This window comes from Tropicimonas sp. IMCC6043 (assembly GCF_004146235.1).
Lineage (GTDB): Bacteria > Pseudomonadota > Alphaproteobacteria > Rhodobacterales > Rhodobacteraceae > Tropicimonas.
The window spans coordinates 55,686-80,094 of record NZ_SELO01000010.1; the positions used below are offsets into that span (position 1 = coordinate 55,686).

General features: G+C 64.2%; 26 protein-coding genes. 4 read left to right on the forward strand and 22 right to left on the reverse strand.

The window, feature by feature from the left end:
• Positions 1-33 precede the first annotated feature (33 nt).
• The 3 genes from rpsQ to EU800_RS11735 form a co-directional block, all read right to left on the reverse strand.
• The gene (gene rpsQ / locus EU800_RS11725; RefSeq protein WP_129632299.1) at positions 34-267 is read right to left on the reverse strand and encodes a 30S ribosomal protein S17; all 234 of its coding nucleotides are present in this window, start codon (positions 265-267) and stop codon (positions 34-36) included.
• Positions 268-270: 3 nt separating this feature from the next.
• Positions 271-477, reverse strand: coding sequence for a 50S ribosomal protein L29 (rpmC, locus tag EU800_RS11730; protein ID WP_129632478.1), 207 nt, complete (start codon positions 475-477; stop codon positions 271-273).
• 435 nt (positions 478-912) lie between these two features.
• Positions 913-1,203, reverse strand: a complete 291-nt coding sequence (locus EU800_RS11735) for a hypothetical protein (protein WP_129632302.1) — start codon at positions 1,201-1,203, stop codon at positions 913-915.
• A 212-nt stretch (positions 1,204-1,415) separates the two neighbouring features.
• Between EU800_RS11735 and EU800_RS11740 the strand changes: the two genes are divergently transcribed.
• A complete protein-coding gene (locus EU800_RS11740; protein WP_129632305.1) occupies positions 1,416-2,996 on the forward strand; it encodes an arylsulfatase in 1,581 nt (526 codons plus the stop codon).
• A 234-nt stretch (positions 2,997-3,230) separates the two neighbouring features.
• Here EU800_RS11740 and EU800_RS11745 read toward each other — a convergent pair whose 3' ends face one another.
• Positions 3,231-3,551 carry a hypothetical protein gene (locus tag EU800_RS11745; RefSeq protein WP_129632308.1) on the reverse strand — a complete coding sequence of 107 codons (321 nt, stop codon included), beginning with the start codon at positions 3,549-3,551 and terminating at the stop codon, positions 3,231-3,233.
• Positions 3,552-3,680: 129 nt separating this feature from the next.
• Here EU800_RS11745 and EU800_RS11750 point away from each other — a divergent pair, with 129 nt between their 5' ends.
• Positions 3,681-4,661 carry a LysR family transcriptional regulator gene (locus EU800_RS11750; protein ID WP_129632311.1) on the forward strand — a complete coding sequence of 327 codons (981 nt, stop codon included), beginning with the start codon at positions 3,681-3,683 and terminating at the stop codon, positions 4,659-4,661.
• Positions 4,662-5,015: 354 nt separating this feature from the next.
• Here EU800_RS11750 and EU800_RS11755 read toward each other — a convergent pair whose 3' ends face one another.
• Positions 5,016-5,582 carry a cytochrome c gene (locus EU800_RS11755; RefSeq protein WP_129632314.1) on the reverse strand — a complete coding sequence of 189 codons (567 nt, stop codon included), beginning with the start codon at positions 5,580-5,582 and terminating at the stop codon, positions 5,016-5,018.
• A gap of 685 nt (positions 5,583-6,267) precedes the next feature.
• Positions 6,268-6,606 (reverse strand): type II toxin-antitoxin system Phd/YefM family antitoxin, encoded by a 339-nt coding sequence (locus EU800_RS26825; RefSeq protein ID WP_165354642.1) that lies wholly within the window; start codon positions 6,604-6,606, stop codon positions 6,268-6,270.
• 399 nt (positions 6,607-7,005) lie between these two features.
• Between EU800_RS26825 and EU800_RS11765 the strand changes: the two genes are divergently transcribed.
• A complete protein-coding gene (locus EU800_RS11765; protein WP_129632321.1) occupies positions 7,006-8,442 on the forward strand; it encodes a sodium:alanine symporter family protein in 1,437 nt (478 codons plus the stop codon).
• Between the two features lie 49 nt (positions 8,443-8,491).
• On the opposite strand, the gene EU800_RS11770 is transcribed toward EU800_RS11765, so the two are convergent.
• From EU800_RS11770 to EU800_RS11810, 9 genes are all read right to left on the reverse strand, one after another.
• Positions 8,492-9,532, reverse strand: coding sequence for a succinylglutamate desuccinylase/aspartoacylase family protein (locus tag EU800_RS11770; RefSeq protein WP_129632326.1), 1,041 nt, complete (start codon positions 9,530-9,532; stop codon positions 8,492-8,494).
• A 59-nt stretch (positions 9,533-9,591) separates the two neighbouring features.
• Complete coding sequence (locus EU800_RS11775; RefSeq protein WP_129632329.1) at positions 9,592-10,212, reverse strand: 2OG-Fe(II) oxygenase family protein; 621 nt, start codon at positions 10,210-10,212, stop codon at positions 9,592-9,594.
• Positions 10,213-10,260: 48 nt separating this feature from the next.
• Positions 10,261-10,746 carry a GNAT family N-acetyltransferase gene (locus tag EU800_RS11780; protein ID WP_371685625.1) on the reverse strand — a complete coding sequence of 162 codons (486 nt, stop codon included), beginning with the start codon at positions 10,744-10,746 and terminating at the stop codon, positions 10,261-10,263.
• 81 nt (positions 10,747-10,827) lie between these two features.
• Positions 10,828-11,241 carry a 50S ribosomal protein L16 gene (gene rplP, locus EU800_RS11785; RefSeq protein WP_129632336.1) on the reverse strand — a complete coding sequence of 138 codons (414 nt, stop codon included), beginning with the start codon at positions 11,239-11,241 and terminating at the stop codon, positions 10,828-10,830.
• Between the two features lie 12 nt (positions 11,242-11,253).
• Complete coding sequence (gene rpsC / locus EU800_RS11790) at positions 11,254-11,979, reverse strand: 30S ribosomal protein S3 (protein ID WP_129632339.1); 726 nt, start codon at positions 11,977-11,979, stop codon at positions 11,254-11,256.
• Positions 11,979-12,359 (reverse strand): 50S ribosomal protein L22, encoded by a 381-nt coding sequence (gene rplV, locus EU800_RS11795; RefSeq protein WP_129632342.1) that lies wholly within the window; start codon positions 12,357-12,359, stop codon positions 11,979-11,981. The genes rpsC and rplV overlap by 1 nt, the downstream gene beginning before the upstream one ends.
• Before the next feature lie 6 nt (positions 12,360-12,365).
• The gene (gene rpsS, locus EU800_RS11800) at positions 12,366-12,644 is read right to left on the reverse strand and encodes a 30S ribosomal protein S19 (protein WP_129632345.1); all 279 of its coding nucleotides are present in this window, start codon (positions 12,642-12,644) and stop codon (positions 12,366-12,368) included.
• A 3-nt stretch (positions 12,645-12,647) separates the two neighbouring features.
• A complete protein-coding gene (gene rplB / locus EU800_RS11805) occupies positions 12,648-13,490 on the reverse strand; it encodes a 50S ribosomal protein L2 (RefSeq protein WP_129632348.1) in 843 nt (280 codons plus the stop codon).
• Positions 13,491-13,823: 333 nt separating this feature from the next.
• Positions 13,824-14,645, reverse strand: coding sequence for a LuxR C-terminal-related transcriptional regulator (locus EU800_RS11810; protein ID WP_129632351.1), 822 nt, complete (start codon positions 14,643-14,645; stop codon positions 13,824-13,826).
• A 270-nt stretch (positions 14,646-14,915) separates the two neighbouring features.
• Here EU800_RS11810 and EU800_RS11815 point away from each other — a divergent pair, with 270 nt between their 5' ends.
• The gene (locus EU800_RS11815) at positions 14,916-16,280 is read left to right on the forward strand and encodes an FAD-dependent oxidoreductase (protein ID WP_129632354.1); all 1,365 of its coding nucleotides are present in this window, start codon (positions 14,916-14,918) and stop codon (positions 16,278-16,280) included.
• A gap of 81 nt (positions 16,281-16,361) precedes the next feature.
• On the opposite strand, the gene EU800_RS11820 is transcribed toward EU800_RS11815, so the two are convergent.
• From EU800_RS11820 to EU800_RS11850, 7 genes are all read right to left on the reverse strand, one after another.
• Positions 16,362-17,663 carry an FAD-binding oxidoreductase gene (locus tag EU800_RS11820; protein ID WP_129632357.1) on the reverse strand — a complete coding sequence of 434 codons (1,302 nt, stop codon included), beginning with the start codon at positions 17,661-17,663 and terminating at the stop codon, positions 16,362-16,364.
• Between the two features lie 7 nt (positions 17,664-17,670).
• Complete coding sequence (locus EU800_RS11825) at positions 17,671-18,531, reverse strand: ABC transporter permease (RefSeq protein WP_129632359.1); 861 nt, start codon at positions 18,529-18,531, stop codon at positions 17,671-17,673.
• A 10-nt stretch (positions 18,532-18,541) separates the two neighbouring features.
• A complete protein-coding gene (locus EU800_RS11830; RefSeq protein WP_129632362.1) occupies positions 18,542-19,408 on the reverse strand; it encodes an ABC transporter permease in 867 nt (288 codons plus the stop codon).
• Positions 19,409-19,417: 9 nt separating this feature from the next.
• Positions 19,418-20,527, reverse strand: coding sequence for an ABC transporter ATP-binding protein (locus tag EU800_RS11835; RefSeq protein ID WP_129632365.1), 1,110 nt, complete (start codon positions 20,525-20,527; stop codon positions 19,418-19,420).
• An 81-nt stretch (positions 20,528-20,608) separates the two neighbouring features.
• Positions 20,609-21,682: an extracellular solute-binding protein gene (locus EU800_RS11840; protein WP_129632368.1), complete on the reverse strand. Its 1,074-nt coding sequence runs from the start codon at positions 21,680-21,682 to the stop codon at positions 20,609-20,611.
• 183 nt (positions 21,683-21,865) lie between these two features.
• Positions 21,866-23,011 (reverse strand): iron-containing alcohol dehydrogenase, encoded by a 1,146-nt coding sequence (locus EU800_RS11845; protein ID WP_129632371.1) that lies wholly within the window; start codon positions 23,009-23,011, stop codon positions 21,866-21,868.
• Entirely contained in the window at positions 23,008-24,396 is a 1,389-nt protein-coding gene (locus EU800_RS11850; protein ID WP_129632374.1) for an aldehyde dehydrogenase family protein, read from the reverse strand. The genes EU800_RS11845 and EU800_RS11850 overlap by 4 nt, the downstream gene beginning before the upstream one ends.
• Positions 24,397-24,409 lie beyond the last annotated feature (13 nt).

Genomic DNA, 24,409 nt, shown 5'->3' on the forward strand with positions numbered 1-24,409 from the left:
GGGTTTCGATCAAACCGGATTGTGACGGCGGCCTCAGGAGGCCGAAATCACCTCCCAGCGCTTGGTTTTCGAGATCGGCGCACATTCCTGGATGCGGACGCTGTCGCCGGCCTTGAATTCGTTCTTCGGGTCATGCGCCCGGTATTTCTTCGAGGACCGGACGGTCTTGGCCAGAAGCGGGTGCTTGTAGCGCCGCTCCACCAGCACGGTGACGGTCTGCTCGTTCTTGTCCGAGGTGACGGTGCCTCTGAGGATACGCTTGGGCATTGGTTAAGCCTCCGACGCGGCAGAGGCCGCCTTTTCGTTCAGAACGGTCTTCACGCGGGCCACATCACGGCGGATCTGGCGCACGCGCGCGGTGTTTTCCATGGCGCCCGTGGCCTGCTGGAATCGCAGGTTGAAGGCTTCCTTCTTCAGGTCGGTCAGTTTCTCGCGGAGCTGGTCCGGAGTCTGATCGCGAAGTTCGCTGGCGTTCATCGCCATTTCCTTTCTCAAAACGCCAGTGAGCCCCTGATGGTCAGGGTCACTCGGGACCTGGCGGATGATTAGACGTCAAAACGCACGAATCCCGTCGCCGGGAACCCGTGAGATGCCGCTCTATAAGGGTGAGTCTCGGGGAGGGCAAGGAAAAAAGGCCCGTGGAAGCGCGCTGGCTGCGCCATGCACACCGAGAGGGCGATCAGACCGGGTCACGTTCGACCTCGGGAGGGCGTCCGAAACGACGCAGCGATGCACTTTATGGTGCAACCCGCTGCAACGCTGGTTCTTCCGGCAAGGTCGCAAAACGCCCTCCCTGGGGGGAGGTCGGGCGTGGCCCGGGCTGATCGCCCTGGCCGGCAGGTGGTGAAGGTGCGCCCGATTATCCTTCGCCCGCGACCACCGCCCCCGCAATTGGGGCCGCCACGTTACTCCTCAGCGGCAGCTTTCACAGGCCGAATAGCCATGCTCGGCAATGGCGTCGGCCTCTTCCCGACCCGATAGCTTGACGAGCCGCCCGCCGGACAGCTTGGCAAAGTATTCGCCGCTCTGCTTGTGTTGGACGACCTCGATATTCGCCGCCATGGTCTCCTCCAGGAAACGATCGATCCGGGCCCGGCCCGCTTCGGAAGACAGCGCATAGATGAGAAAGAACAGGAGCCCGACACAGCCCACGATCGTGACGAGGACAGTCGGCTTCTGCCGCGTGTGGTCGTCCCAAAGCATCGCGCGCCCCCTTTTCGCCGGACTGACCGGGCAATGCTACCAGATCCGTCGCGATCTGCCCAACATCCGCGACGTCCGGCGTGGGGCGGGCGGACCGGCACTTCGTTCGTCCGCAAGATCGATCCGGGACGCATCTCCCTTCTGCCGCCCCAAGACTCGACATGTGACGCATCCAAACTAGACTTTGGCATCTGTTTAGCAGGGAGGCTACAATGTTAAGATTAACGACTGTCACCGCAGTCGCTGTGTGCGCGTTGGTAGGTTTTGCTTCGGCGCAGGAAAACGAGCGTCCGAACATCCTAGTCATCTGGGGCGACGATATCGGGTGGTCCAACCTGTCCGCCTACAATCATGCGGTGATGGGCTACTCGACACCCAATATCGATCGGATCGCCCAGGAGGGCATCCTCTTCACCGATCACTATGCCCAACCGAGTTGCACCGCCGGTCGCGCTGCCTTCATCACCGGGCAGTATCCGATCCGCTCTGGCATGACGACGGTTGGCCAGCCTGGCTCGCCGCTCGGACTTCAGCCGGATTCGCCCACGCTGGCCGAGCTTCTGAAGGCAGAGGGCTATCGCACCGGACAGTTCGGCAAGAACCACCTCGGCGACCGGAACGAACATCTTCCGACCAATCACGGCTTCGACGAGTTCTTCGGCAACCTCTATCACCTCAACACGCAGGAAGAAGCCGAGCAGCGCGACTACCAGCGCTTTGGCGAAGCCTTCTCCGGGTCTCTCGAAGCCTATGAAGAGCGCTTCGGCACGCGCGGCGTGCTGCACAGCTTTGCCACGGAAGAGTTCGACGAGACCGAAAGCGAACGCTTCGGCGTCGTCGGCTACCAGACGATTGAGGACACCGGCCCGCTGACGCAGGAGCGGATGAAGACCTTCGACACCGAGGAGATGATCCCGCGCGCACTCGATTTCATGGCCGCCTCGCAGGACGCCGGGGATCCCTTTTTCGTCTGGCTGAACACCAGTCGGATGCACCTCTACACGCGGCTGCGCGACGAAAGCCGCTATCTCGCGGAGGAGTTCACCCACGAGGAGGACTACTACGGTTCAGGCATGATCGAGCATGACATGGATATCGGTCATGTCTTGGACTGGCTGGAAGAGCGCGGGCTGAGCGACAACACCATTGTCTGGTACTCCACCGACAACGGCCCCGAACATGCATCCTGGCCGCATGGCGGCACGACACCGTTCCGCGGCGAGAAGATGACGACCTATGAAGGCGGCATCCGCGTGCCTTCCGTGATCCGCTGGCCTGGCGTCTTGCCCGAGGGCGTGACGAAAAACGGCATTCAGGCGCATCAGGACATGTTCACGACGCTTGCCGTGGCAGCCGGGATCGAAGATCCGGTGGCACGCGTGCGGGAAGAGATGGACCAGTATATCGACGGCGTGAACAACCTGCCCTACTGGCTGGGCGAGGCAGAGCAATCGGCGCGCAACCACATCTTCCACTACTATGAAAGCCAGCTCACCGCCGTGCGGATGGGTCCGTGGAAGTTCCACTTCTCCACCAAGGAGGATTACTACGCCAACGTGGTTGCCCGCACGATGCCACTCATCTTCAACATTCGCTCGGACCCGTACGAGAGCTACGACAGCATCGACAGCTACGGGCACCTGACCCAAAAGATCTCATGGCTGTTCCAACCCATGAGCGTGCTGATGGGCGAGCACCTGCAATCCCTCGCCGACTACCCGCCGGTCCAGGGCGGCTCGTCCTTCGACATGTCGAACGTTGTCGAAGAGTTCATCAACAAGGCGCGGCAATAGGCCGGCCCATCCGCGGCGGGGCGCCACCTGCGTTCCGCCCGGATGAGGTCATGCCGATCGCCTGATCGTCAAAGGAAGGAGCGGCGCGACCCGGCGCCGCTCCTTCGCTTCGGGATGACCATCCAGCCGGCAATCGCCGGCCGGAGCGGCAGGATGCCATGAAGGGGCTTGGTGCGTTCGGATGACCCCGAGACCGGAAGGCGCGGCCCTTTTCCGACTTCGGCCCCGCGCTGGTCAAGCCGGTTCGGCGTCCGGGGCGAAAACGCCTTCCTCCCGCAGGGCAAAGAGAAACTCGTGGATATCGATGTCCGGCGCCGCGACGACCTTGTAGGCGGCGGGGATCGTCTTCGCCAGTTCGGTCTCCCGAAAGGCCAGCATCGCCTCGCGTGACTTCCAGACATAGAAGCCGCCGTAGTGATTGGGCTTGTTGAGCTTCAGGTAGAACTTCTGGACCAGGCCATCGATTGCGCGGAACTGCGGCGCGCGCGCTTCGGCGACGGCCATCACCTCATCCTCGGAAAGCGACGTTTCGAACTGAACGAATTGAACGAACATTGTGTTTCTCCTGTTCCCGGGATGCCGCGGCTGGCATCGCCTCCGTGAAACCAGCATGCCCTGTTTTCTTTTGCCCCGGAATCCGCCAAGTTCGTAAGGTCAGCTTGCAAAAACGGACAGGGGGCCAGGATGCCCAGGACGACCGAGTTGCAGACCACCCACCGGGTCCTCGAGTGGAACGACCTTGCCGTCATTCTGGCGATTGGCCGGTCCGGCAGCCTGTCGGGGGCCGCGCGTTCCCTGGGCAAGACCCACAGCACGGTGTTTCGAAGGATCAAGGCGATCGAGGAGAAGGTCGGCGTGCGCTTCTTCGATGCCTTCGACAGCGGCTACGTTCCGACCGATGCGGGGCGCTCCGCGATCGCCTGTGCGGAGCGTATCGAGGGCGAGGTGCACGCCCTGGGGATCGAGGTTCTGGGGCTGGACGAGAAACTCGGCGGCCGGGTCCGGGTCACCTGCCCCGAGGCATTTGCCGAGGACCACGCGCCCGGGCTGATGGCGGGCTTCATCCGCAGGCATCCCGAGATCAGGATCGACGTGAGCCCCGGCCATGGCGCCGTCGATCTCAACCGGCGCGAAGCGGAGATCGCCATCCGCGCGACGCGGAAACCGCCGGACACCGCCTTCGGCCGCAAGATCTGTCCATTCCGTTTCGCGCTCTATGCCAGCCCGGACTACATCGGGAACGCGCCGGAGCAACCACTGGCCGACCACCCGTTCTGCATGATCGAGGGGACGGTGAACTGGCTGATCCCCACGATCTGGAAGACCCGCGAAGATGGAGAGGATCGCGCCGTCTTCCAGTGCCGGGCCTCGCGCGCCGTTCAGAACGCCGCCGCCGAAGGTCTCGGACTGACCTGCCTGCCCTGCTACGTGGGCGACCCCGATCCTCGCCTCGTCCGTGTCTCGGATCCGATCGAAAGCATCGACATGGACCTTTGGGTGATCACCCATCCCGAGCTGCGGAACACCGCGCGCGTGCGGTCGCTGATGGCCTTTCTCTACGAGGAACTGGCCGCGCAGGCCGACCTCTGGGGAGGACGGACGACGTCGACCGGCGCGCACAACCTGCTACGGCGAAAGGGATGGGACCCGACGGCGCGCGAATAGCCACGCTCGACGCGCATCTGAAATTCCGGGAGGTCGAGATCTGCCCGGCATCCTCGATGACGGGAGGATAGGCGACCGGACGCAGCCACACCTGGCCTCGGGAGGGCGCGCGCGCCTGCGGGACGAGGCACTTGATGGTGCAACCAACTGCCACGGCGATTCTTCTGGCAAGGTCGCAAAACGCCCTCCCGGGGGACTGAGGAGGGACCGTGGCCGCAGTGGAGCCGCATACGCCGACGAAGGGCGTGCCCCGGGCTGGTCGCCCGGACCGACAAGCGGAGAGGGCGCGCTTTGCATTCCTGCATCCGCGACTGGAACCATTTTCCGTCAGCCTACCGTAGCGCGACCTTGGAGTTAGGGCACCAGGTCCCTGAGCTCCCCCGGGATATCGTCTTTCGAGATCTCGGACTGCACATCCGCATCGTGGACGAAGGCGACGATGTCAGCCAATTCCTGGCCATTCAACGCAATCATCTCGCCTAGCAGGTCTTCCTGCATCTGGGCCATAGCCGGTGCGCCGCGCCACATGCGGGCTGCGAATTCAAACGCGTTCATAGGTTGCGCCATGTCTGCAGCGTCAAACGATGGTCCAACCGCGCCGCCCACTCCATTCACGGAGTGGCAAACAATGCAGCCCTTTTTCATGAAGGCCTCCGCACCGCGATGACTGTCCATCGTCGGCACGACGAGGCCGATGTCCATCAGAAAGTCCATCGTCCGACGCATGTCTTCTTCCGACACATCGTCCATCGCTTCGAAATCATGTTCATGATCGTGGCCCGCATGCATCTCACGCATGACGTCCAGCGTATGGGTGGCCGTTGGCTCGTCATGGCTATGATCACCGCTTCCCTCCGCGTATGAGATAGTCGCACAAAGTAGAGCAGGAATGGCGGTCAACAGTAGCTTGACAAATTGCATGGACGCCCCCTTTCGGCTCGTCGCATTCAGTCGCGCGATCGATACCGCTTCCAAGATGCCCGTGCAGTGAAGCAATACCTGATCGCCGTGTCCTCAATTCATACCATACTCGCGCGGTCGCTCAAACTCTTGCGCCTGCAGTCTGCTTCCGGGCGCTTATCAACCTCCGGCCTGCGCTCGGTTTGGCATCTGACAGGAACGCTCAGATGTCCTCCAAGCCGGCAACCCGCCCCACCCCTCACCCGTCCTCGAACCCACCAACTTTGGTCCGGGCGACCAACCCGGGCCGCGCCCGACCCTTCTCCCCCCGGGAGGACGCCTTGGCGATGTCAATCACCGCACATTCCTTGTTCGGGGCTTTGGGAGAAACCGCAGACCACAAGCGCCGCGGGCATCGAACCATCTCGCGACAGCAGGGCGATCAGACCGGGCCACGCCCGACCTCGGGAGGGCGCTCGCGCGGACGGGGCGAGGCACTTCATGGTGCAACCAACTGCCACGCCGGTTCTTCTGGCAAGGTTGCAAAACGCCCTCCCTGGGGGGAGGTCGGGCGTGGCCCGGGCTGGTCGCCCGGGCCGGCGGATGAAGAGGGCGTGACTGGATTTCGTAAGGCAGCCATTGCGGGTGGAGTCTTCGGCCTAGCACAGCTTCCGTCCACTCTTCCCATTGAGCGGTCATTCACGCCTCACCCCTCCTCAAACCCACCCCGATACCCGCCTTCCCCGGAACCGGGATAGAGCACCGCCCGCGGGCTCTGCCGTCCCGCCTCCTGTGCGGCGGCGAAGCGGCGGGCGATGTCCTCGAACTCGCGGCGCATCTGCTCGACCGAGCGGCCGTCGAACCGTTCGATCATCTCCAGGTCGCGCATCGAGACCACGGCGGCGAAAGGGCGGCCGTGTTTGGTCAGCAGGATGCGTTCGGGGACATGGGCGACCCGCGCGGTCCACCGGGCGATCTGCGTGCGGAAATCGCTGAGCGGGATCATGTGGGTCTTGACGGTCGGGTTGGGCAGCATCTCGGGCATGGGCACATCTGACCCCGCCAAGGTTTCGGAGCGGTTAACCGGGCGGGCGTCGGCGAGGCCGGGTGCGCGTCTTCGGTCTGTCTTTCGGTCGAAACCGGGGGACGGATTGACCGAAATCGCGTGCAATCCGGGATTCCGGGCGGTTGCGACGTGTGTCGCGAGGCGGAACCGGTCGAAACTCCGGTCCTGTCGGTCGGGACATGGGTCTAAGCCGTACCCGGTTTCGTGCATTCTGACCGAAAGCCGGGCACAAAGTCCGGCCCTTTTCGACAATACGGGCCGAAGCGCCTGTTTTCGCGCCGTTTTCGGCTTCGACGACCCGGGGCACACGCAAACCGTAGGCGGATCGTGGAAAGCAAGTTATGCTCAACGAAATGTGATAAGCAGGGAGTATCAGACGTGGGCCTTCTCGAAAGCTTCTTCGGTCTCATCGGAGACCTGACCTGGGGGTGGTCGCTCATCCCCCTCCTCGTCATTTTCGGCATCTTCATCACCGCACTGACCCATTTCGTTCAGTTCCGGTTCTTCAAGCGGATGTTCCGGGTGCTTTCGTCGAAAAACCAGTCGGGCGACCCCAATGCGATTTCCGCCCGCGAAGCGCTTCTGATCTCGGTCGGCGGCCGGGTTGGCGGCGGCAACATCGCCGGCGTCGCCGTCGCGATCACGCTTGGCGGCCCCGGCGCCGTCTTCTGGATGTGGGCGATCGCGCTGGTCGGCATGGCCACGAGCCTCGTCGAATGCTCGCTCGCGCAGCTCTACAAGCGCCGCCAGCCGGATGGCATGTTCCGCGGCGGCCCGGCCCGCGCCATCCTGCACGGGCTCGGAGAGGAATTTAACTGGCTCGCGGTGATCTATTCGGTCTGCCTGATCGCCGCTTTCGGCCTTGGTTTCAATGCCTTCCAGGGCAACACCGTCGCCGGCGCGGTCCAGGAGAGTTTCGGTCTCAGCCGCTTCATCACCGGCGCCGCTCTGGCCGTCGTCTCGGGCATCATCGTCTTCGGCGGCATCCACCGCATCGCCAAGGCCGCGGATGTCGTGGTTCCGATCATGGCCGTGACCTACATCGCGATGGCGCTGGTCGTCATCCTGCTCAACATCGTGCACCTGCCCGGCGTGCTCTGGACGATCTTCACCAATGCCTTCGGCATCGAACAGGCAGTCGGCGGCGGCATGGGCGCGGCGATCGCGCAGGGTCTCCGGCGCGGCCTCTTCTCCAACGAGGCGGGGCTCGGCTCGGCACCGAACGTGGCCGCGACCGCGGATGTCCGCCACCCGATCAGCCAGGGCATCACCCAGAGCTTCTCGGTCTTCATCGACACGATATTCATCTGCTCCTGCACCGCCTTCATCATCCTTCTGGGTGATGTCTACGTTCCGGGCGCCGAGGGTATCGACGGCATCGTGCTCACCCAGCAATCGCTGGCCTCGCATCTTGGCAGCTGGTCGCAATACCTTCTGGCCTTCATGATCATGCTCTTCGCCTTCAGCTCGATCATCTACAACTACTACCTCGGTGAGAACGCCCTCACGATCATCACCAAGAACCCGATGGCGCTGACCATCCTTCGCGTGGTCATCATCGGCGTTGTCTTCCTCGGCGCCACCGCACCCGGCGCGACGGCGGTGTTCTTCTTCTCCGATCCGCTGATGGGCGTCCTGGCGCTCGTGAACCTCGTGGTGATCATGATGCTGCTGCCGGCGGTTCTGCGGCTGCTCAAGGACTTCCGCCAGCAGCTCGCAGCAGGCATCGAACGCCCGGTCTTCGACCCCGACGCCTTCCCCGATCTTGACATCGACCGGACGGCCTGGAGCCGCGTCGACCACGTCGGCGACTGACACCCGTCGGACGACAAGCTGCCCCGCGCCCCACGGCGCGGGGTTGCCCTCAGATGATCTCGTCCTCGTCGAAGAGTTCCGCCTCTTCGAGTTGCGCGCTGAGGCTTTCGACCCGGCTCTCCGCCTCGTACGCGGTGACCGTGGCAATGTGGAAGAGCGCATCGCCTTCGTTGATCACCGGAAGGTTGGTCCGTCCGATGATCAGCCCCGGCGTTGCGGCGCGGGCCTCCACCTCAGTCTCACCGAACGGGTCGGAGATGATGCCCAGCAGTTCGTCCGCTTCGACCCATTCGCCAGCACTCTTGAAGGTCCGAAGAAGACCGCCCGCCGCCGCGCGCTCCCAGAAGGAATTGTGCGCGACGACCGGCTTCGCCTCCGCCAATGGCACACCGTCTTCGGGGATCATGCCGAGCTCGTGCATGACCCTCAGGATCCCCGCCACCCCGGCGCGGGCGGAAAACTCGTCGAAGCGCAGCCCCTCCCCGGCCTCGTAGAGCAGAATGTCGACACCCGCGCGCTGCGCCTCGCCGCGGAGCGAGCCGGCGCGGATCTTCGAGCGCATCACCAGGGGGGCGCCGAAGGCGTTGGCGTAGCGCAGTGTTTCCGGGCGACCGGGCGAAACCCGGATCTGCGGCATGTTGGTGCGATGGATCGCCGCCGAATGCAGGTCGATCCCAAGATCGCAGCGCGACACGACCTCGGTCATGAACAGGTTGGCCATCCTGCTCGCGAGCGAACCCGTTTCGCTGCCCGGGAATGAGCGGTTGAGGTCGCGCCGGTCCGGCAGATAGCGCGAGCGGCTGTAGAAGCCGAACGAATTGACGATCGGGATCACGATGAGGGTGCCGTTGATCCGGTCGAGTTGCGGGCTCCGCAACAGGCGCCGGGCGATCTCCACGCCGATCACCTCGTCACCATGCACCGCGGCGCTGACGAAGAGCGTCGCGCCCTCCCGCCGCCCATGAACAACATGGATCGACATGGTGACAGGCGTGTGGTCGCTCAGCATGCTGACCGGCAACTCCACCGTCCGCCGCGCGCCCGGCCGGATGTGAAACCCGCCGATCTCGAAATCCTGACGCGCCGCCATGTCACCACCTCCCCGTCACTGGCGCAGAGGGATAGCGCGCGCCCGGAGGCTCGGCAAGGTCACGCCCAGTTGTAGTTGAAGCTGACGCTGATCCGCTCGTCCCCGGCCATGTTGAGCGGCACTTCGTGGCGCAGCCAGCTCTCCCAAAGCAGCACCTCGCCGACGGTCGGCTTTACATGAATGAAGGTCTGCAACTCCCGTCGCGCATCCTTCCGCCGAGGCGGCGCTGCCATCATCCGGGCGGAGCGCGGGTCCTCCAGCTTCAGCGCCGACGCGCCCTCGGGCATGGACACATAGGTCGTCCCCGAGATCACCGAGTGCGGGTGCAGATGCGAGCCATGCGTGCCGCCCTCGGGCAGGATGTTGATCCAGAGATCCTCTAGCTTCAGCTCCCGCCCGTCGAGATCGAATTCCAGGTCCTCGACGAAGGCGGCCACATGCTTGTCCAGAACCTCCTTCAGGTCAGCGAAGACCGGGAAGCGCCAGGGCAGGTCGGTAAGCGAGGCATAGGAGGTGTAGCCGGGATAGCTGTTCTCCTCGCACCAGGTCTGGCCTGCCTCGTCATCCTCGGCGATGACGAGGCAGGAGGTTTCCAGCTCCTTCGGGTCGATTGGCTTTCCGAACTCCTTGAGCTCGGCGCGATACAGGCGGGTGACGAAGAGGGATTCGATTGTGGACATGGACATCTCATAGCGCAGCCCGCGGACGAGCGCGACTGCCTGGAACCGCTACGATGTCTCCAGACGGAACTTCTGGAACTGCGCTCCTTCGAGCTCGACCATGCCCTCCGGCCGTGCTCCGAGACGGGCGAGCGCGCCGAGCCTGGTCCGCGTCGGCGGCAAAAGGAACGTGACATAGGGTATGCGCGGATCGGCAACGGCAAAGTCCAGCGCCTTGCGCGCAATCCGCGAACCGAGGCCGAAATTCTCCCGCTTCAGGACGAGGCCGAAATCCCATTCCTCGCCTTCCTTCTGGAATCCGCCCCAGCCCACATAGAGGCCATCCCGGAGAAACGCCCAGTGCCCAAGGCCATCCCGAGCCCAGCAGGCCTCCTTCGACTCCACGAAATGACGCGCCGCATTGCGGTCCCAGGTGCCGGTAAGAAGCGGCATGTGCACGGCCATGACCGGATCGGACATATGTGCCGCGATCTCGTCGAGCTCTATCCCGCTCAAACGGGTGAATGTGATGTCCTTGTCCGTCATGGCGCCCATTGCGCGCAACTTTCGGAAAAAGAAAAGCCCCCGCCGTTTCCGGCGAGGGTCAAATTCTCGTGTCGGACCGGTGCGCGGAGCTTACCAGTCCTCGCGGACCACGATCCGGGTCTTGATCGGCAGCTTCATCGCCGCGAGGCGCAGGGCCTCCTTGGCGATTGTTTCGCTGACGCCGTCGATCTCGAACATCACGCGGCCGGGCTTGACCTTCGCGGCCCAGAAGTCGACCGAGCCCTTACCCTTACCCATCCGGACTTCGGTGGGCTTGGAGGTCACCGGCGTATCCGGGAAGATCCGGATCCAGACGCGGCCCTGACGCTTCATGTGCCGTGTCAGGGCGCGGCGGGCGGCCTCGATCTGGCGCGCGGTGATGCGCTCGGGCTGGGTTGCCTTCAGGCCGAAATGGCCGAAGTTGAGATCCGAGCCACCCTTGGCTTCGCCGTGAATCCGGCCCTTGTGGAGCTTGCGGAATTTCGTGCGCTTCGGTTGCAGCATCTTCTCTTCTCCTTACCGGTCACGGTCGCGGCGACCGCCGCCACCGGCACCACGCGGCGCGGGACCTTCCTGGAGCTCCTGGGTCTTGCGGTCACGGGCACTGGGATCGTGCTCCATGATCTCTCCCTTGAAGATCCAGACCTTAATGCCGATGATGCCGTAGGCCGTGAGGCTGTCTTTCTGGGCATAATCGATATCGGCGCGCAGCGTGTGCAGCGGCACGCGGCCTTCGCGGTACCATTCGGTCCGGGCGATCTCGGCGCCGCCGAGACGACCCGCGACGTTGACCCGGATGCCAAGCGCGCCCATGCGCATCGAGTTCTGGACCGCGCGCTTCATCGCGCGGCGGAACGACACCCGACGCTCCAGCTGCTGTGCGATGCTCTCGGCGACCAGCGCCGCGTCCAACTCCGGCTTGCGGACCTCGACGATGTTGAGATGCACTTCGCTGTCGGTCATCTTGGCAAGCTTCTTGCGAAGCACCTCGATATCCGCGCCCTTCTTGCCGATGATGACACCGGGGCGGGCGGTGTGGATCGTCACGCGGCACTTCTTGTGCGGACGCTCGATGATGATGCGGCTGATACCGGCCTGCTTGGCTTCCTTCTCGATGAACTCGCGGATCGCGATGTCCTCGAGAAGCAGGTTGCCGTAATCCTTGGTGTCGGCATACCAGCGGCTGTCCCAGGTGCGGTTCACCTGCAGGCGCATGCCGATCGGATTGACTTTATGACCCATTAGGCTTGCTCCTCGACCTGGCGGACCTTGATGGTCAGTTCAGCGAACGGCTTCATGATCCGGCCATAGCGGCCCCGCGCCCGTGGACGGCCGCGCTTCATGGTTAGGTTCTTGCCGACCCAGGCTTCCGCGACGATCAGCTCGTCAACATCCAGGTTGTGGTTGTTCTCGGCATTGGCGATTGCGGACTGAAGGCATTTCTTCACGTCCTCGGCGATCCGCTTGTGCGAGAAGGTCAGGTCCGTCAGGGCCCGCTCGACCTTCTTGCCGCGGATCATCGCCGCAACGAGGTTCAGCTTCTGCGGCGAGGTCCGGAGCATGCGCACCTTGGCCATCGCCTCGTTCTCCGCCACGCGGCGGGGATTCTTGTCCTTGCCCATGGTGGATTACTTCCTCTTGGCTTTCTTGTCCGCCGCGTGACCGTAATAGGTCCGGGTCGGCGCGTATTCGCCGAATTTCTGGCCGATCATGTCTTCGGAAACGGACACCGGAATGTGCTTCTGGCCGTTATAGACACCGAAGGTGAGGCCGACGAACTGCGGCAGGATGGTGGAGCGGCGCGACCAGATCTTGATGACCTCGTTGCGGCCGGATTCCCGGGATTTCTCCGCCTTCTTCAACACGTAACTGTCGACGAAGGGGCCTTTCCAAACGGAACGCGACATGTGTTAGCGGCCCTTCTTCTTGGCGTGACGCGAGCGCACGATGAGCTTCTGCGACGCCTTGTTGGTGTTGCGGGTGCGCGCGCCCTTGGTCGGCTTGCCCCAGGGGGTGACCGGGTGACGGCCACCCGAGGTCCGGCCTTCGCCACCACCATGCGGGTGGTCGATCGGGTTCATGACGACACCACGAACCGACGGACGCTTGCCCATGTGGCGCACGCGGCCGGCCTTGCCGAGGTTCTGGTTGGAATTGTCCGGGTTCGACACGGCACCGATGGTGGCTATGCATTCCTGGCGCACGAGGCGAAGCTCGCCCGAGCTGAGCCGGATCTGCGCGTAGCCGCCGTCACGGCCGACGAACTGGGCGTAGGTGCCCGCAGCGCGCGCGATCTGGCCGCCCTTGCCGGGCTTCATCTCGATATTGTGGATGATCGTGCCGATCGGCATGCCCGAGAACGGCATCGCGTTGCCCGGCTTCACGTCCACCTTGGCGCCGGCCACGACATGGTCGCCGACCGCCAGACGCTGCGGGGCAAGGATATAGGCCTGCTCGCCATCTTCATACTTGATCAGCGCAATGAAGGCGGTCCGGTTCGGATCGTATTCGATCCGCTCGACGGTCGCCGCCACGTCGAACTTGGTGCGCTTGAAATCGACGATCCGGTAGAGGCGTTTCGCCCCGCCGCCGCGACGTCGTGCAGTGATGCGTCCGGTGTTGTTGCGGCCACCCTTCTTCGTCAGGCCCTCGGTGAGGGATTTGACGGGGCGTCCTTTCCACAGCTCCGAACGGTCGATCAGCACCAGCCCGCGCTGGCCCGGCGTCGTCGGCTTGTACGACTTGAGTGCCATGCTTTCTGTCTTCCGTTAGCTTTGCGGGACTTTGCGCCCCGCTATGTATGGGCCTTGCGGCCTGGGTATAGGGCCCTTTTGCGAGGTCCCCGGTGATCCGTTCTTGCGAACAAAACCAAAGCCCCGGAAGACTCCGGGGCTCGGCGGATGGGCCCTCATATGGGAGAGACAGGGCAGGGTCAAGCGATTCCCGCCACCATCCTGCCGCCAGGTCTTGGAGACGCGTCAACGATTTGCGCCTCCCCTTACGACATCCGCGACCTTGGTCTCTAGAAGGGCGAAATCCTCCGTTTCTCGAACGTTGCGGCGGACGAGTTCAGAGGAGGCACTCTATCAGAGGCCGGTTTCGATCAGGTATCGTGTCATGAGTGCGAACAACTCGGACTGGGACCGGATGCCGAGCTTGGAATAGGCATGGTGGCGGTGAACCTTGACGGTGCCCTCGGCAATACCGAGTTCGGTGGCGATGGACGGGGTCGAGTGCCCCTGAAGGATCATCTGCACGATCTCTGCTTCACGGCGGCTAAGCAGGTCGCGCGCGAAGCCCCGGAGCCGGTCCTGTGGCGCGGTGTCGGTCGCGGGCACCGCCTGCCGATCCGCGTGCCATGTCCGCATCGCGCCCGCCTCGACAATCGGCAGGATGCGGTTCAGACGGTCCCGGTCCGCCTCGTCGAAACGCCGTTGGCGACGGGACCGCGCAAGCGAAATCGCGATCCAGGCATTCTCGCGCTCTCGCAGCAGGATCGCCATCTCGTCGTGGATCCGGATCTTGCGAAAGAAGGTGGCGTAGTAGTTCGAGCGGAGGAAATCCTTCGGCGCGAGGTCGAGCAGGCGATAGGCGCCGGGCTCCACATTGTTGCGGCACGCGAGATAGAACGGGTCGAGGAGATAGGGCCCGGTGGCGTAGAATTGCACGGTGACCGCCGCCGACATCTCGTCCAGGTCGTGATAAAGCGCGACCGGTGCGGCATTGTCGGTATAGGTCGAAACCACCATGGAGTCGAAGGGACAGACCTGTTCGAGGCAGGTTCGGAGCGCGGCCGGAAAGGACTCCGTCCCGGATGCGCGCACCAGTCCGGCAACCGCCTCGATCCATGATTTCGAGGGTTGCGGCAGGGGGGCCTGCTCCGATGTCGTTCGCGGGTCGGCGTCCATGACTAATACCAAGGATATATGGCGCCCACCCAGTATTCCCATTCGACACCGCCGTGCAACCGGACGCCGACAAGACCCGCCGGAACCGGACGCATTCGGCGGCCGCTTTGCGAAGAAATCTGCAAGCTCTGGACTTCGGACCCGGACGGATTCATCGTCTCGAGACGCCGTCGGGTGCCCGGACCGGGCAACCGGCCGATTTCATGCGCGACAGACACCGTCTCGGCGAGAGTGCGGTCGACTGCAGCCGGACCAAGGGGGAAGCACCGAATGCGACAGATCACCGAGCCGGCCCGGCAAGTGGACGTTGTCCACGAAACCGATGTCATTGTCGTGGGCTCCGGCCCGGGCGGCCTTCCGGCGGCACTCGCCGCGGCGCGTACGGGCGTCGACGTGGCTCTGGTGGAGCGGTTCGGCTGTTTCGGAGGGAATATCACGGCCGTCGGTGTCGAAGGTTTCGCCTGGTATCGGCACGAAGCCACCGTCGATGCTGGCGGTATTGCAAGGGAGTTCGAGGAGCGGGCGTTCGAAATGGGCGCGGCGGTGCCCGAGAGCCAGTCGCTCAGCTACGAGCTCGACAGCGAGGGGTTCAAGATCGTCGCGGACCGCCTGGTCGAGGAGGCCGGCATCCACGCGATGCTGCATCGGCAGTTCGTGGCGCCGGTTATGGACGGCGACCGGATCGTCGGCATCATCACCGAGTCCAAGGCCGGGCGGGAGGCCATCCTCGGCAAGCTGGTGATCGACGCGACGGGCGATGCCGACGTGGCGCATCGGGCCGGAGCGCCGACCGTCCGGACGCCGCGCGAGGCGCTGATGTCGGCCTCGGTGATGTTCCATCTCGCCGGCGTCGACAAGACAGCCTTCATGGAGGGAATCCGGTCGGACCCGCAAACCTACCGGGACTGGAGCGGCGGCGAGGCCTGGACCATCGAGACCTCCGGCAAGGAGGACGAGATGTTCTCGCCATTCCTCAAGAAGCCTTTCGAGCGGGCCATCAAGGAGGGCCTGATCCCGCCGCATCTCAACACGATCGCCGGGACATGGGGCGCGATTCACGACACCGGAGAGCTGACCTACATGAACCTGATACACCTCGACGGGGTGGACGGGACCGACCCCGACAGCCTGACTCGGGGCGAGATCGAGGGGCGGCGGCAGGCGATGCTGGCGATCGAGGCGCTCAGGCGCTATGTGCCCGGCTGCGGCGGCGCCCGCCTTCGCAATTTCGGCATGACCATCGGCATCCGCGACACGCGGAAGATCGACGCCGCCTACAACATGACCGAGCACGACGTCCGCGAGCAGGGGCGCTTCGAGGATTCCATCGGCATCTACCCGGAATTCATCGACGGATACGGAATCCTGATCCTGCCGACGACCGGACGCTACATGCAGCTCCCCTACCGGTCGCTGCTTCCGAAAAAGGTCAAGGGCCTCGCGGTGGCTGGCCGGTCGACCGGCGGCGACCGGATCGCCCACGCGGCGACGCGGAACATGTCCTGCTGCGCCGTCGTCGGACAGGCAGCCGGCGTCGCGGCAGCGCTGGCCGTCAAGTCCGGGCGCGACTTTGAAGAAGTCGACCTTTCGGCCGTCCAGTCGGAGCTGAAGCGTCAGGGCGTGCGCATAGACTGACAGGGAGTCCGGTCCGGCGATTCCGAGATCGGGTGCCATTGAACCGCGAAAGCAAAGGCCGAAGGCCGCTGCGCCGGATCCCTACCAGCCGAACCTGTCGCGTATCCGGTAGACGAGGACCGAAGGCGCCAGGAACCAGGGCGTTCCGGTGTAGAACGGGCGTGTCGGGTAGGGAATGCGGTCGAAAGCGGTCTCGCAGTCGTCGAGTTGCGCTGCCCGCCGGCCTATCTTCATGCCGAGATAACCCGCCATGCCGACACCGGACCCGCAATATCCCATTGCGTGGAAGAGCCCGGAATCCTCGCCAGCATGCATCAACGTGTCGAAGCTGTAGGCCACCGTGCCGGCCCAGGAATGGCTGATCCGCGTGCCTTTCAGCTCGGGAAAGAGCCGGACGAGTTCGGCCAGGAGCACCGGCCCGGTCCGGCTCGGATCCGACTCGCTTAGCGAGACCCGCCCTCCGAAGAGCACCCGCGTGCGGTCCGGCGACGGGCGGTAGTAGTAGACGAGCTTGCGCGTGTCCGAAAGAACCCGGTCAGTCGGGAAAAGCGTCGTCATCAGTTCGGCGGGGATCGGCTCGGTGGCGATCACGTAGGAGCCGATCGGGATGACTCGCCGTCGGTGCCAGGGCGCAAGCGGGCCGCTGTAGCCGTTGGTGGCGAGGATCACCTTGCCGGCTTGGAGCCTGCCTTTCTCAGAACGCAGCGCGAAGCCGGATCTCTGCCGTTCCAGCTCCGTCACCCGGCAATTCGGCACGATCTGAACGCCGGCGGCACGGCAGAGCCGCAGCAGCCCCGCGTGATACTTTCCCGGATCGAGGCTTGCATGCCTGGGAAAGACGGCGCCTCCGAAATAGGCGTCTGTTCCAAGTTCCGACGCCATCTCGGCAAGCGGCACCATGTAGGCCCCGGTCGCGAACGCCGGGTTCGGGGTGGCGATCTCGCGTGCGAGCGTGTCGTAGCTCTTCGGGAGATGCGCGCCGTGGAACCGCCCGACCACCCGGAAATCGGCGTCGAGCCCCTCCTCCGCGATGAAGGCTTCGGTGAAATCGAGCGAGGCCTGTCCGTCGCGCAGGATCGCCTCGGCCGTCGCCGCGCCGTAGCGGGGCGAGAGTGTGGCGAAGGAGGGCTTCACGCTGGTGGACACCTGCCCGCCATTCCGCGTGCTGCACCCCCAGCCGGGCGTCTCCGCCTCGAGCACCACGGTGGCCAGCCCGGCCCGTGCCGTCTGAAGCGCCGCGTGCAGACCGGTGTAGCCCGATCCGATAATCGCCACGTCTGCCTCGCGCGGCAGGGCGTCTCCCGGCGAGCGGTCGGGTGGACTGGCCTCCCACCAGTACGGGGCGAGAGCGTCGTCGCCTGCAATGACGGAACCATCTGCCATGTTCGGACTATTCGGACGGGTGGGGGCGCTGGATCGCCACCGAGATCAGCGCCAGCAGCCCGGACCCCACCATCAGGAAGAAGGAGACGGCGTTCAGCACGGGCGTGGAGCCGACCTTGGCCATGCGGTCATACATGGTGATTGTCAGCGGGCTTTCCGAGCCGACGAGAAAGAGCGTGGTGTTGAAGTTTTCGAAGGAGACCAGGAAGGCGACGATCCCGGCGGCGATCATCGCTGGCCTCAGAAACGGCAGCGTGATGGTGCGCAGAACGCGGGCACGGCCCGCGCCGAGGTTGAGCGCCGCCTCTTCTAGCGACGAGTCGAACTTGCGTAGGCGCGCGGAGATGACCAGCGTGGTGATCGTCGTGATGAAGGAGAACTGACCGAGCACCACCAGGAATATCCCGGGCCTGAGAAGGTCAATTTCGATCTCGAACCGGTCGTAGACGCTGTTTGCAACATTGCTTGCCAGCACCAGGATCGAGATCCCGAGGATGACGCCGGGGATGACCAGCGGCACGATCATCAGGATGTAGAGGGCGTTCTTGAACGGAAACTCGCGGCGGATGAAGAGGAAGGAATTCGTCGTGCCGACGGCGACCGAAAGGACCGACACCATCATCGCGATCACGAAGGAATAATAGAGCCCGCGCAGCAGGCGCCTGTCGTGGAACATGCCGAGCTTGGGCTCGGTGTCGTTGAAGAACCAGTCAAGCGTGAACCCCTGCCAGGGCAGCGCCGGGAAAAGCGAATCGTTGAATGCGAAAGTGCCGGCAGCAAGCAGCGGCGCGGCGAGGAAGACGAAGAAGGCGGCCACATATGCCCGGTAGCCGAACATGAGCGCCTTGTTGGTGTTTGCGCGTGCCATCCGTCGCTCCTCAGGTCCGTGCCACGGTATTGGCGAGCGACTGGCCGCTCAGGCGCAGCCCGAGCCAGACCACCAGCGACGTGAAAGCCAAGAGCAGGATGCCAAAGGCCGCGCCGGACTCCCAGTTGAACCGGGTGATGAACTGGTCGTAAATCTGCTCGGTGAACCAGCTCGAATTCTTGCCGCCGAGCAGGATTGGCGTCAGGTAGCTCCCCGATGTCAGCATGAACACCACGATGCAGCCAGCGACGATCCCCGGCATCGCGTAAGGGATGATGATCCGCCGCAGCACCGTCAGGCTGTTGCCGCCGAGGTTGTAGCCCGCCTCGATCATGTCGTCACCCATGCCGTCGAGCGTCGACACGAGCGGCACGATCATGAAAAGGATGACGGTGTAAACGAGGCCGACGACGACGGTCACGTCGTTATAGAGGAACTCGATTCCCTCGTCGGTCATGCCGCTCCAGACCAGCAGGCTGGAGACGACGCCGGTTTCCCGCAGCAGAAGGATCCAGCCGAAGGCGCGGATCAGGTCGCTCACCCAGAGCGGGATCAGACACATCAGGAACAACGCCCCACGCGAGCGTTTTCCCGCAATCTTGGCGATGTAGTAGGCGACCGGGAAGCCGATGAGCAAAGCCAGGACGGTCACAAGGAGCGACATCGAACCGGTGCGCATGAGCGTGTTCCAGTAGATCGGCTCGTTCATGAAATCGACGTAGTTGCCGAAGCCGAACTCGTAGACCCGCGGCGCCACCTTTTCGCGCAGCGACAGCACCACCATGCCAATATGCGGCAGGAGGATCAGCAGGACGATCCAGAGCGCGAAGGGAGCGAAGAGCAGGATCAGCGAGAGGCGTTTCGTGTCTTGTGACATCACCCGGCCTCAGCTCGCGAAACACATGGACTGGGCGCGCGCCCAGTGAAGCCGGACCGGATCCCCCTCGCGCAGGTCGTCCGCGCCACCGGTCACGACGACATCGGCCTCGATGAGGTCTCCGGCCGGGCCGCGCACGAGGACCCGGCTGTTGGCGCCGTTGAAGAGCACGCCGTCAACCGTGCCGGTGTAGCTGTTGTCGGCAGGCAGATCCGAGTCCGGGGTCCCCGGCTTGGTCGCCGAGATGAATTCGGGGCGCACGAAGAGCTCGACCGCCTGGCCTTCCACCACCTGCTCGTTCCCGTGTGCCATTGCTATGACGGTCAGGCCGGCATCGGTCTCGACCTTGATCCCGTCGCTGCGCACCTCGACCGCCCGGCCTGTCCAGCGGTTCGAGTCGCCCACGAACCCGGCGACAAAGGCCGTCTGCGGCGCGTGATAGAGCTCCTCGGGGCGGCCGACCTGTTCGAACCGGCCGGCATTCATGACGGCGACGTAGTCGGACATCACCAGCGCCTCGGACTGGTCATGCGTGATGTAGACAAAGGTCGTGTCGAACTGGTGCTGCAGCAGCTTCAGTTCGATCTTCATCGCCTCGCGCAGCTTGAGGTCCAGCGCGCCGAGCGGTTCGTCGAGCAGCAGCACGTCGGGGTTGAGCGCCATGCAGCGGGCGATGGCGATGCGCTGCTTCTGACCGCCGGAGAGCTGGTGGATCTCGCGCCGAGCCAGGTCGGGCAGCGCCACACGTTCCAGAACGTCCGCCACCTTGCTGGCGATCTCGTCTTTCGTCGCGCCGGCGCATCGCAGCCCGTAGGCGATGTTCTCGTAGACATCCATCATCGGAAAGAGCGCGAGGTGCTGGAACACCATCTTCACGTTGCGCTTGTTCGGCGGCACCGACAACACGGACTTGCCCTTGATGCAGACATCTCCCGCGGTCGGATCCTCGAAGCCGGCGATCATCCGCATCAGGGTCGTCTTCCCGCAACCGGAGGGTCCGAGGATGGAGAAGAAGGTCCCGCTGGGAATGCGGAAGGAGACATCGTCAACGGCGCGAAAACTCCCGAAATCCTTGGATATGCCCGTGCATTCGAGATCGTAGGTGTCGGCGTCGGTCATGTCGTCCCGGTCGTTGGATCAGATTGTCTGGCGAAGGCGGATCGGGCGCCGCATCAGCGCGGCGCCCGCCTGAGCGATGGTTCAGCCGCCGGTCGCAGCCTTGATCTTCTCCAGGGTCTTGCCTTCCATGTCCTCGACACCCGGCGGGATGTTGGCGAAGAATTTCAGGTTGTCGATGTCTTCCTGGGTGAAGGCGGCGTTCACGGCTGCCTTCTTGTCCTCCGGCAGCAGGTCCGCGCCGCCCTTGACGGCAGCGATCGCGCCCGTGCTGCCCGACATGATCGTGATGTTCTCGGGTTCCAGAACGAAGTTGATCCACTTGTAGGCGGCGTCGTCGGCATTGCCCTTGGCCGGGATGGCAAAGGTGTCGATCCAGGTCAGCGCGCCGGTCTCGGGCGGAATGAACACGATGTTGTTGTTCTGGTCATAGAGCCTGTAGGCGGTCGAATCCCAGGTCTCGGAGGCCACGATCTCGCCCGAAAGCATCATCGCCGAGAGGTCGTCGCCACCCTGCCAGTAGGCCTTGATGTTCCCCTTGCACTCGATGAGTTTGTCGGCGACCTGGTCGAGCAGTTCCTGGTACTGGTCGAGATCCGAGTAGAGCGCGAACGGGTCCTGGCCCATAGCGAAAGCTGTGGCGAGCAGGATCGTGCGCTTCAGACGCATCGAGGTTTTGCCCTCGTATTTGGGATCGCAGAGGTCGGCCCAGCTCTTCACGTCGGGCGCCTTGGTCATGTCGGCCATCAGACCGGTCGTTCCCCACTGATGCGGCACGGCGTAGACATCACCGTCGATCGTGGTGTTGGCCTTCACGGCCTCGAGGTGAACCGGCGACATCACGTCGGTATTGATCTGCGACAGGTCCAGCGGCTTGTAGATGCCGTATTCGAGCTGCGCGGCATAGATCCGGTCGTGGCTCGGCTGGGCAAGATCGAAGCCGGCGCCGCCGGTCGCGCGAAGCTTGGCGATCATCTCCTCGTTGTTGGAAAAGGTCACCTCGACGGTAATGTCGGGATATTTTTCCTCGAATTTCTGAATGAGTTCTTCCGGCGCGTACGACCCCCAGGTCAACAGCCTGAGCGTCTCGGCGCTCGCCGATACAGCCGTCAGCGCGGTGGCGGCCAGCAGGCCCACGCACAAAATGGTTGGTTTCATTTTCTTCTCCCTGTCGACGATTTGCGAGGACCTTGTCCGGGCCTCTGGGGTGGACTGTAGGACAGATTTTTCCTTTTGTCGTCGTCTTATGGACGGCCCGGGGTCGAGCCCGCGGACCGCTCCGGGTCTCCCCTCGTTCCGGCCGACCGGCGACTGCCGAGACCGGCCGGACTCGCCCAGGGGCTACATTGCCTCGACAAAGAGCGCTTTCGTGTTCTCCGCCGTCATTGTGATCGGGTTGCCCCCGGTGCTCGGGTCTTCGAGCGCCATCGCGGTCAGTTCGTCGAGGCGGTCCGCGTCGACACCGAGCTTGGACAGGCCGGCCGGAATGCCAAGTTCCACGTTCAATGCCAGGGCGCGTTCATAGAATGCATCGAAGCTGTTCCCGACGCCGAGATAGGCCGCAGCCGCCGAGAGGCGTTCCTCGATCGCGGGCCTGTTGAAGCGGAGCACGGCCGGCATCACAACCGCATTGGTGGTGCCGTGATGGGTGTTGAACACCGCCCCAACCGGGTGCGACAGGGCATGGATCGCCCCGAGGCCCTTCTGGAAGGCGACCGCCCCCATGGCCGCCGCAGACATCATGTGGGCCCGCGCCTCGAGATCGGTGCCATCGGCATAGGCGCGCGGCAGATAGGTGTTCACGAGCCGCAAGCCCTCGAGCGCGATGCCCTGGCTCATCGGGTGGTAGTGCGGCGAGCAATAGGCTTCGAGGCAATGCGCGAAGGCGTCCATCCCGGTTCCGGCGGTGATCGTCTTGGGCATGCCGACGGTCAGCTCCGGATCGGCGATCACGACGCTCGGAAGCACCTTGGGATGAAAGATGATCTTCTTCACATGGGTTTCGGAATTGGTGATGACGCTGGCTCGGCCGACCTCGGAGCCGGTGCCGGCGGTGGTCGGAACCGCGACGATCGGAGCGATTCCATCCGGGTCCGCCCGGGTCCACCAGTCTCCGATATCCTCGAAATCCCAGACCGGCCGGCTCTGCCCGGCCATGAAGGCGACCATCTTGCCGAGGTCGAGCCCGGAGCCGCCGCCGAAGGCGACGACGCCGTCATGGCCACCCTCCCGGTAGACCACGAGCGCCGCTTCGAGGTTCTTCTCGTTCGGGTTGGGGTCCACCTCGGAAAACACTGCGCGACCGAGGCCGGCCGCATCGAGGATGTCGAGCGCCTGCGCGGTGATCGGCAGGTCGGCCAGCCCCCGGTCGGTGACCAGCAGCGGCCGCACGATGCCGGCCTGTCGGCAGGCATCCGGAAGCTCCTTGATGCGACCCGGCCCGAACTTGATGGCCGTGGGGTAGGACCAGTTGGCAGTGGGGATCATGCCTTGACCTTTCTCAGGTGGTAGGAACGCGGGCGGGTTACCGCGTGGTAGCCGAGCACCGAGAGCGAACCACCGCGCCCGGTGTCCTTGCAGCCCGTCCAGCAGATGGCAGGGTCGAGGTAATCCGCCCGGTTGAGATAGACGGTGCCGGTCTCGATCCGGCGGCCAAGCGCGAGAGCGCGTTCCGGATCGGCCGTCCAGAGCGAAGCGGTGAGGCCGAAATCGCAGTCGTTCATCAGCGCCAGCGCCTCTTCGTCGTCCCTGACCGGCATGATGCCCACGACAGGGCCGAAGGATTCCTCGCGCATCACCCGCATCGAATGGTCCACGTTCACGAGGACCTGCGGCATCAGGTAGGTGCCGCCGTCATCCTGTGGGAAGTTCTGCTTCTCGATGAGCGGCACAGCCCCGGCGGCGATGGCCTCTCCGGTCTGCTCCCTCACCGTGCGCGCAAAGCGGGCATGTGCCATCGGGCCGAGGGTCGTCTCGGGCTCGAACGGATTTCCGAGCCGCAGCCCGTTGGCCCAGGCAGCGGCCTTCTCGACGAAGCTGTCGTAATGCTTCCGGTGGACATAGATCCGCTCGATGCCGCAGCAGCACTGGCCTGCATTGTACATCGCCCCGTCCATCAGCACGTCGACCGCCCAGTCGACATCGGCATCCTCCATCACGTAGCCCGGATCCTTGCCGCCGAGTTCCAGCCCGAGCGCCGTGAAGGTGCCGGCGGCGGCGCGTTCGATGGCCTTGCCGCCCGGCACCGAGCCGGTGAAGTTGATGAAGCCGAAGGATCGTGCGGCGATCAGCGCCTCGGTGCCGGCATGGTCGAGGACGACGTTCTGGAACACGTCCTCCGGCACGCCGCCCGCATGCAGCGCCTCGGCAAGCCGTTCGCCGACGAGGATCGTCTGGCTGGCGTGCTTGAGCATCACGCTGTTGCCGGCGATCAGCGCTGGCACGATTGTGTTGATCGCCGTCAGATAGGGATAGTTCCAGGGGGCGATGACGAACACCACGCCCTGCGGCTCGCGCTCGATCCGGCGGTCATACTGGTCAGAGCTTTCGACGATCATAGGCGCCAGCGACTCCGCAGCGATCCCGGACATGTAGGCCGTCCGCTCGTGGACGCCGCCGAACTCGCCGCCGAACCGGACCGGGCGGCCCATCTGCCATGCGAGCTCCTCGACGACCTGCTCCTTCATGCCGTCGAGCGCGGCGACGCCGGCGCTTACCCTAGCGATACGCTCGTCGAGCGGCAGGGCGGCCCATCCCGTCTGTGCAGCCTTTGCGCGGGCAACGACCGCTGCGGCCGCCTCCGGTGCCAAAGCCTCACGTTCCGCATACACTCGCCCGTCCACGGGCGAGACGCACTGGATCATCCTTGTCATCTGTCTTTCTCCG

Excerpts from the sequence above, each read along its gene's own strand:
- EU800_RS11780 (WP_371685625.1), bottom strand. The coding sequence starts at position 10,746 with ATGGGCGCCATGACGGACAAGGACATCACATTCACCCGTTTGAGCGGG.
- EU800_RS11755 (WP_129632314.1), bottom strand. The coding sequence starts at position 5,582 with ATGCAATTTGTCAAGCTACTGTTGACCGCCATTCCTGCTCTACTTTGT.
- rpsC (WP_129632339.1), bottom strand. The coding sequence starts at position 11,979 with ATGGGTCATAAAGTCAATCCGATCGGCATGCGCCTGCAGGTGAACCGC.
- EU800_RS11740 (WP_129632305.1), top strand. The coding sequence starts at position 1,416 with ATGTTAAGATTAACGACTGTCACCGCAGTCGCTGTGTGCGCGTTGGTA.
- EU800_RS11810 (WP_129632351.1), bottom strand. The coding sequence starts at position 14,645 with ATGGACGCCGACCCGCGAACGACATCGGAGCAGGCCCCCCTGCCGCAA.
- EU800_RS11820 (WP_129632357.1), bottom strand. The coding sequence starts at position 17,663 with ATGGCAGATGGTTCCGTCATTGCAGGCGACGACGCTCTCGCCCCGTAC.
- EU800_RS11850 (WP_129632374.1), bottom strand. The coding sequence starts at position 24,396 with ATGACAAGGATGATCCAGTGCGTCTCGCCCGTGGACGGGCGAGTGTAT.
- EU800_RS11750 (WP_129632311.1), top strand. The coding sequence starts at position 3,681 with ATGCCCAGGACGACCGAGTTGCAGACCACCCACCGGGTCCTCGAGTGG.
- EU800_RS26825 (WP_165354642.1), bottom strand. The coding sequence starts at position 6,606 with ATGCCCGAGATGCTGCCCAACCCGACCGTCAAGACCCACATGATCCCG.
- EU800_RS11775 (WP_129632329.1), bottom strand. The coding sequence starts at position 10,212 with ATGTCCACAATCGAATCCCTCTTCGTCACCCGCCTGTATCGCGCCGAG.
- EU800_RS11770 (WP_129632326.1), bottom strand. The coding sequence starts at position 9,532 with ATGGCGGCGCGTCAGGATTTCGAGATCGGCGGGTTTCACATCCGGCCG.
- EU800_RS11735 (WP_129632302.1), bottom strand. The coding sequence starts at position 1,203 with ATGCTTTGGGACGACCACACGCGGCAGAAGCCGACTGTCCTCGTCACG.
- EU800_RS11825 (WP_129632359.1), bottom strand. The coding sequence starts at position 18,531 with ATGGCACGCGCAAACACCAACAAGGCGCTCATGTTCGGCTACCGGGCA.
- rpsQ (WP_129632299.1), bottom strand. The coding sequence starts at position 267 with ATGCCCAAGCGTATCCTCAGAGGCACCGTCACCTCGGACAAGAACGAG.
- EU800_RS11840 (WP_129632368.1), bottom strand. The coding sequence starts at position 21,682 with ATGAAACCAACCATTTTGTGCGTGGGCCTGCTGGCCGCCACCGCGCTG.
- rpmC (WP_129632478.1), bottom strand. The coding sequence starts at position 477 with ATGAACGCCAGCGAACTTCGCGATCAGACTCCGGACCAGCTCCGCGAG.
- rpsS (WP_129632345.1), bottom strand. The coding sequence starts at position 12,644 with ATGTCGCGTTCCGTTTGGAAAGGCCCCTTCGTCGACAGTTACGTGTTG.
- EU800_RS11745 (WP_129632308.1), bottom strand. The coding sequence starts at position 3,551 with ATGTTCGTTCAATTCGTTCAGTTCGAAACGTCGCTTTCCGAGGATGAG.
- EU800_RS11845 (WP_129632371.1), bottom strand. The coding sequence starts at position 23,011 with ATGATCCCCACTGCCAACTGGTCCTACCCCACGGCCATCAAGTTCGGG.
- EU800_RS11815 (WP_129632354.1), top strand. The coding sequence starts at position 14,916 with ATGCGACAGATCACCGAGCCGGCCCGGCAAGTGGACGTTGTCCACGAA.
- EU800_RS11830 (WP_129632362.1), bottom strand. The coding sequence starts at position 19,408 with ATGTCACAAGACACGAAACGCCTCTCGCTGATCCTGCTCTTCGCTCCC.
- rplV (WP_129632342.1), bottom strand. The coding sequence starts at position 12,359 with ATGGGCAAGGACAAGAATCCCCGCCGCGTGGCGGAGAACGAGGCGATG.
- rplP (WP_129632336.1), bottom strand. The coding sequence starts at position 11,241 with ATGCTGCAACCGAAGCGCACGAAATTCCGCAAGCTCCACAAGGGCCGG.
- rplB (WP_129632348.1), bottom strand. The coding sequence starts at position 13,490 with ATGGCACTCAAGTCGTACAAGCCGACGACGCCGGGCCAGCGCGGGCTG.
- EU800_RS11835 (WP_129632365.1), bottom strand. The coding sequence starts at position 20,527 with ATGACCGACGCCGACACCTACGATCTCGAATGCACGGGCATATCCAAG.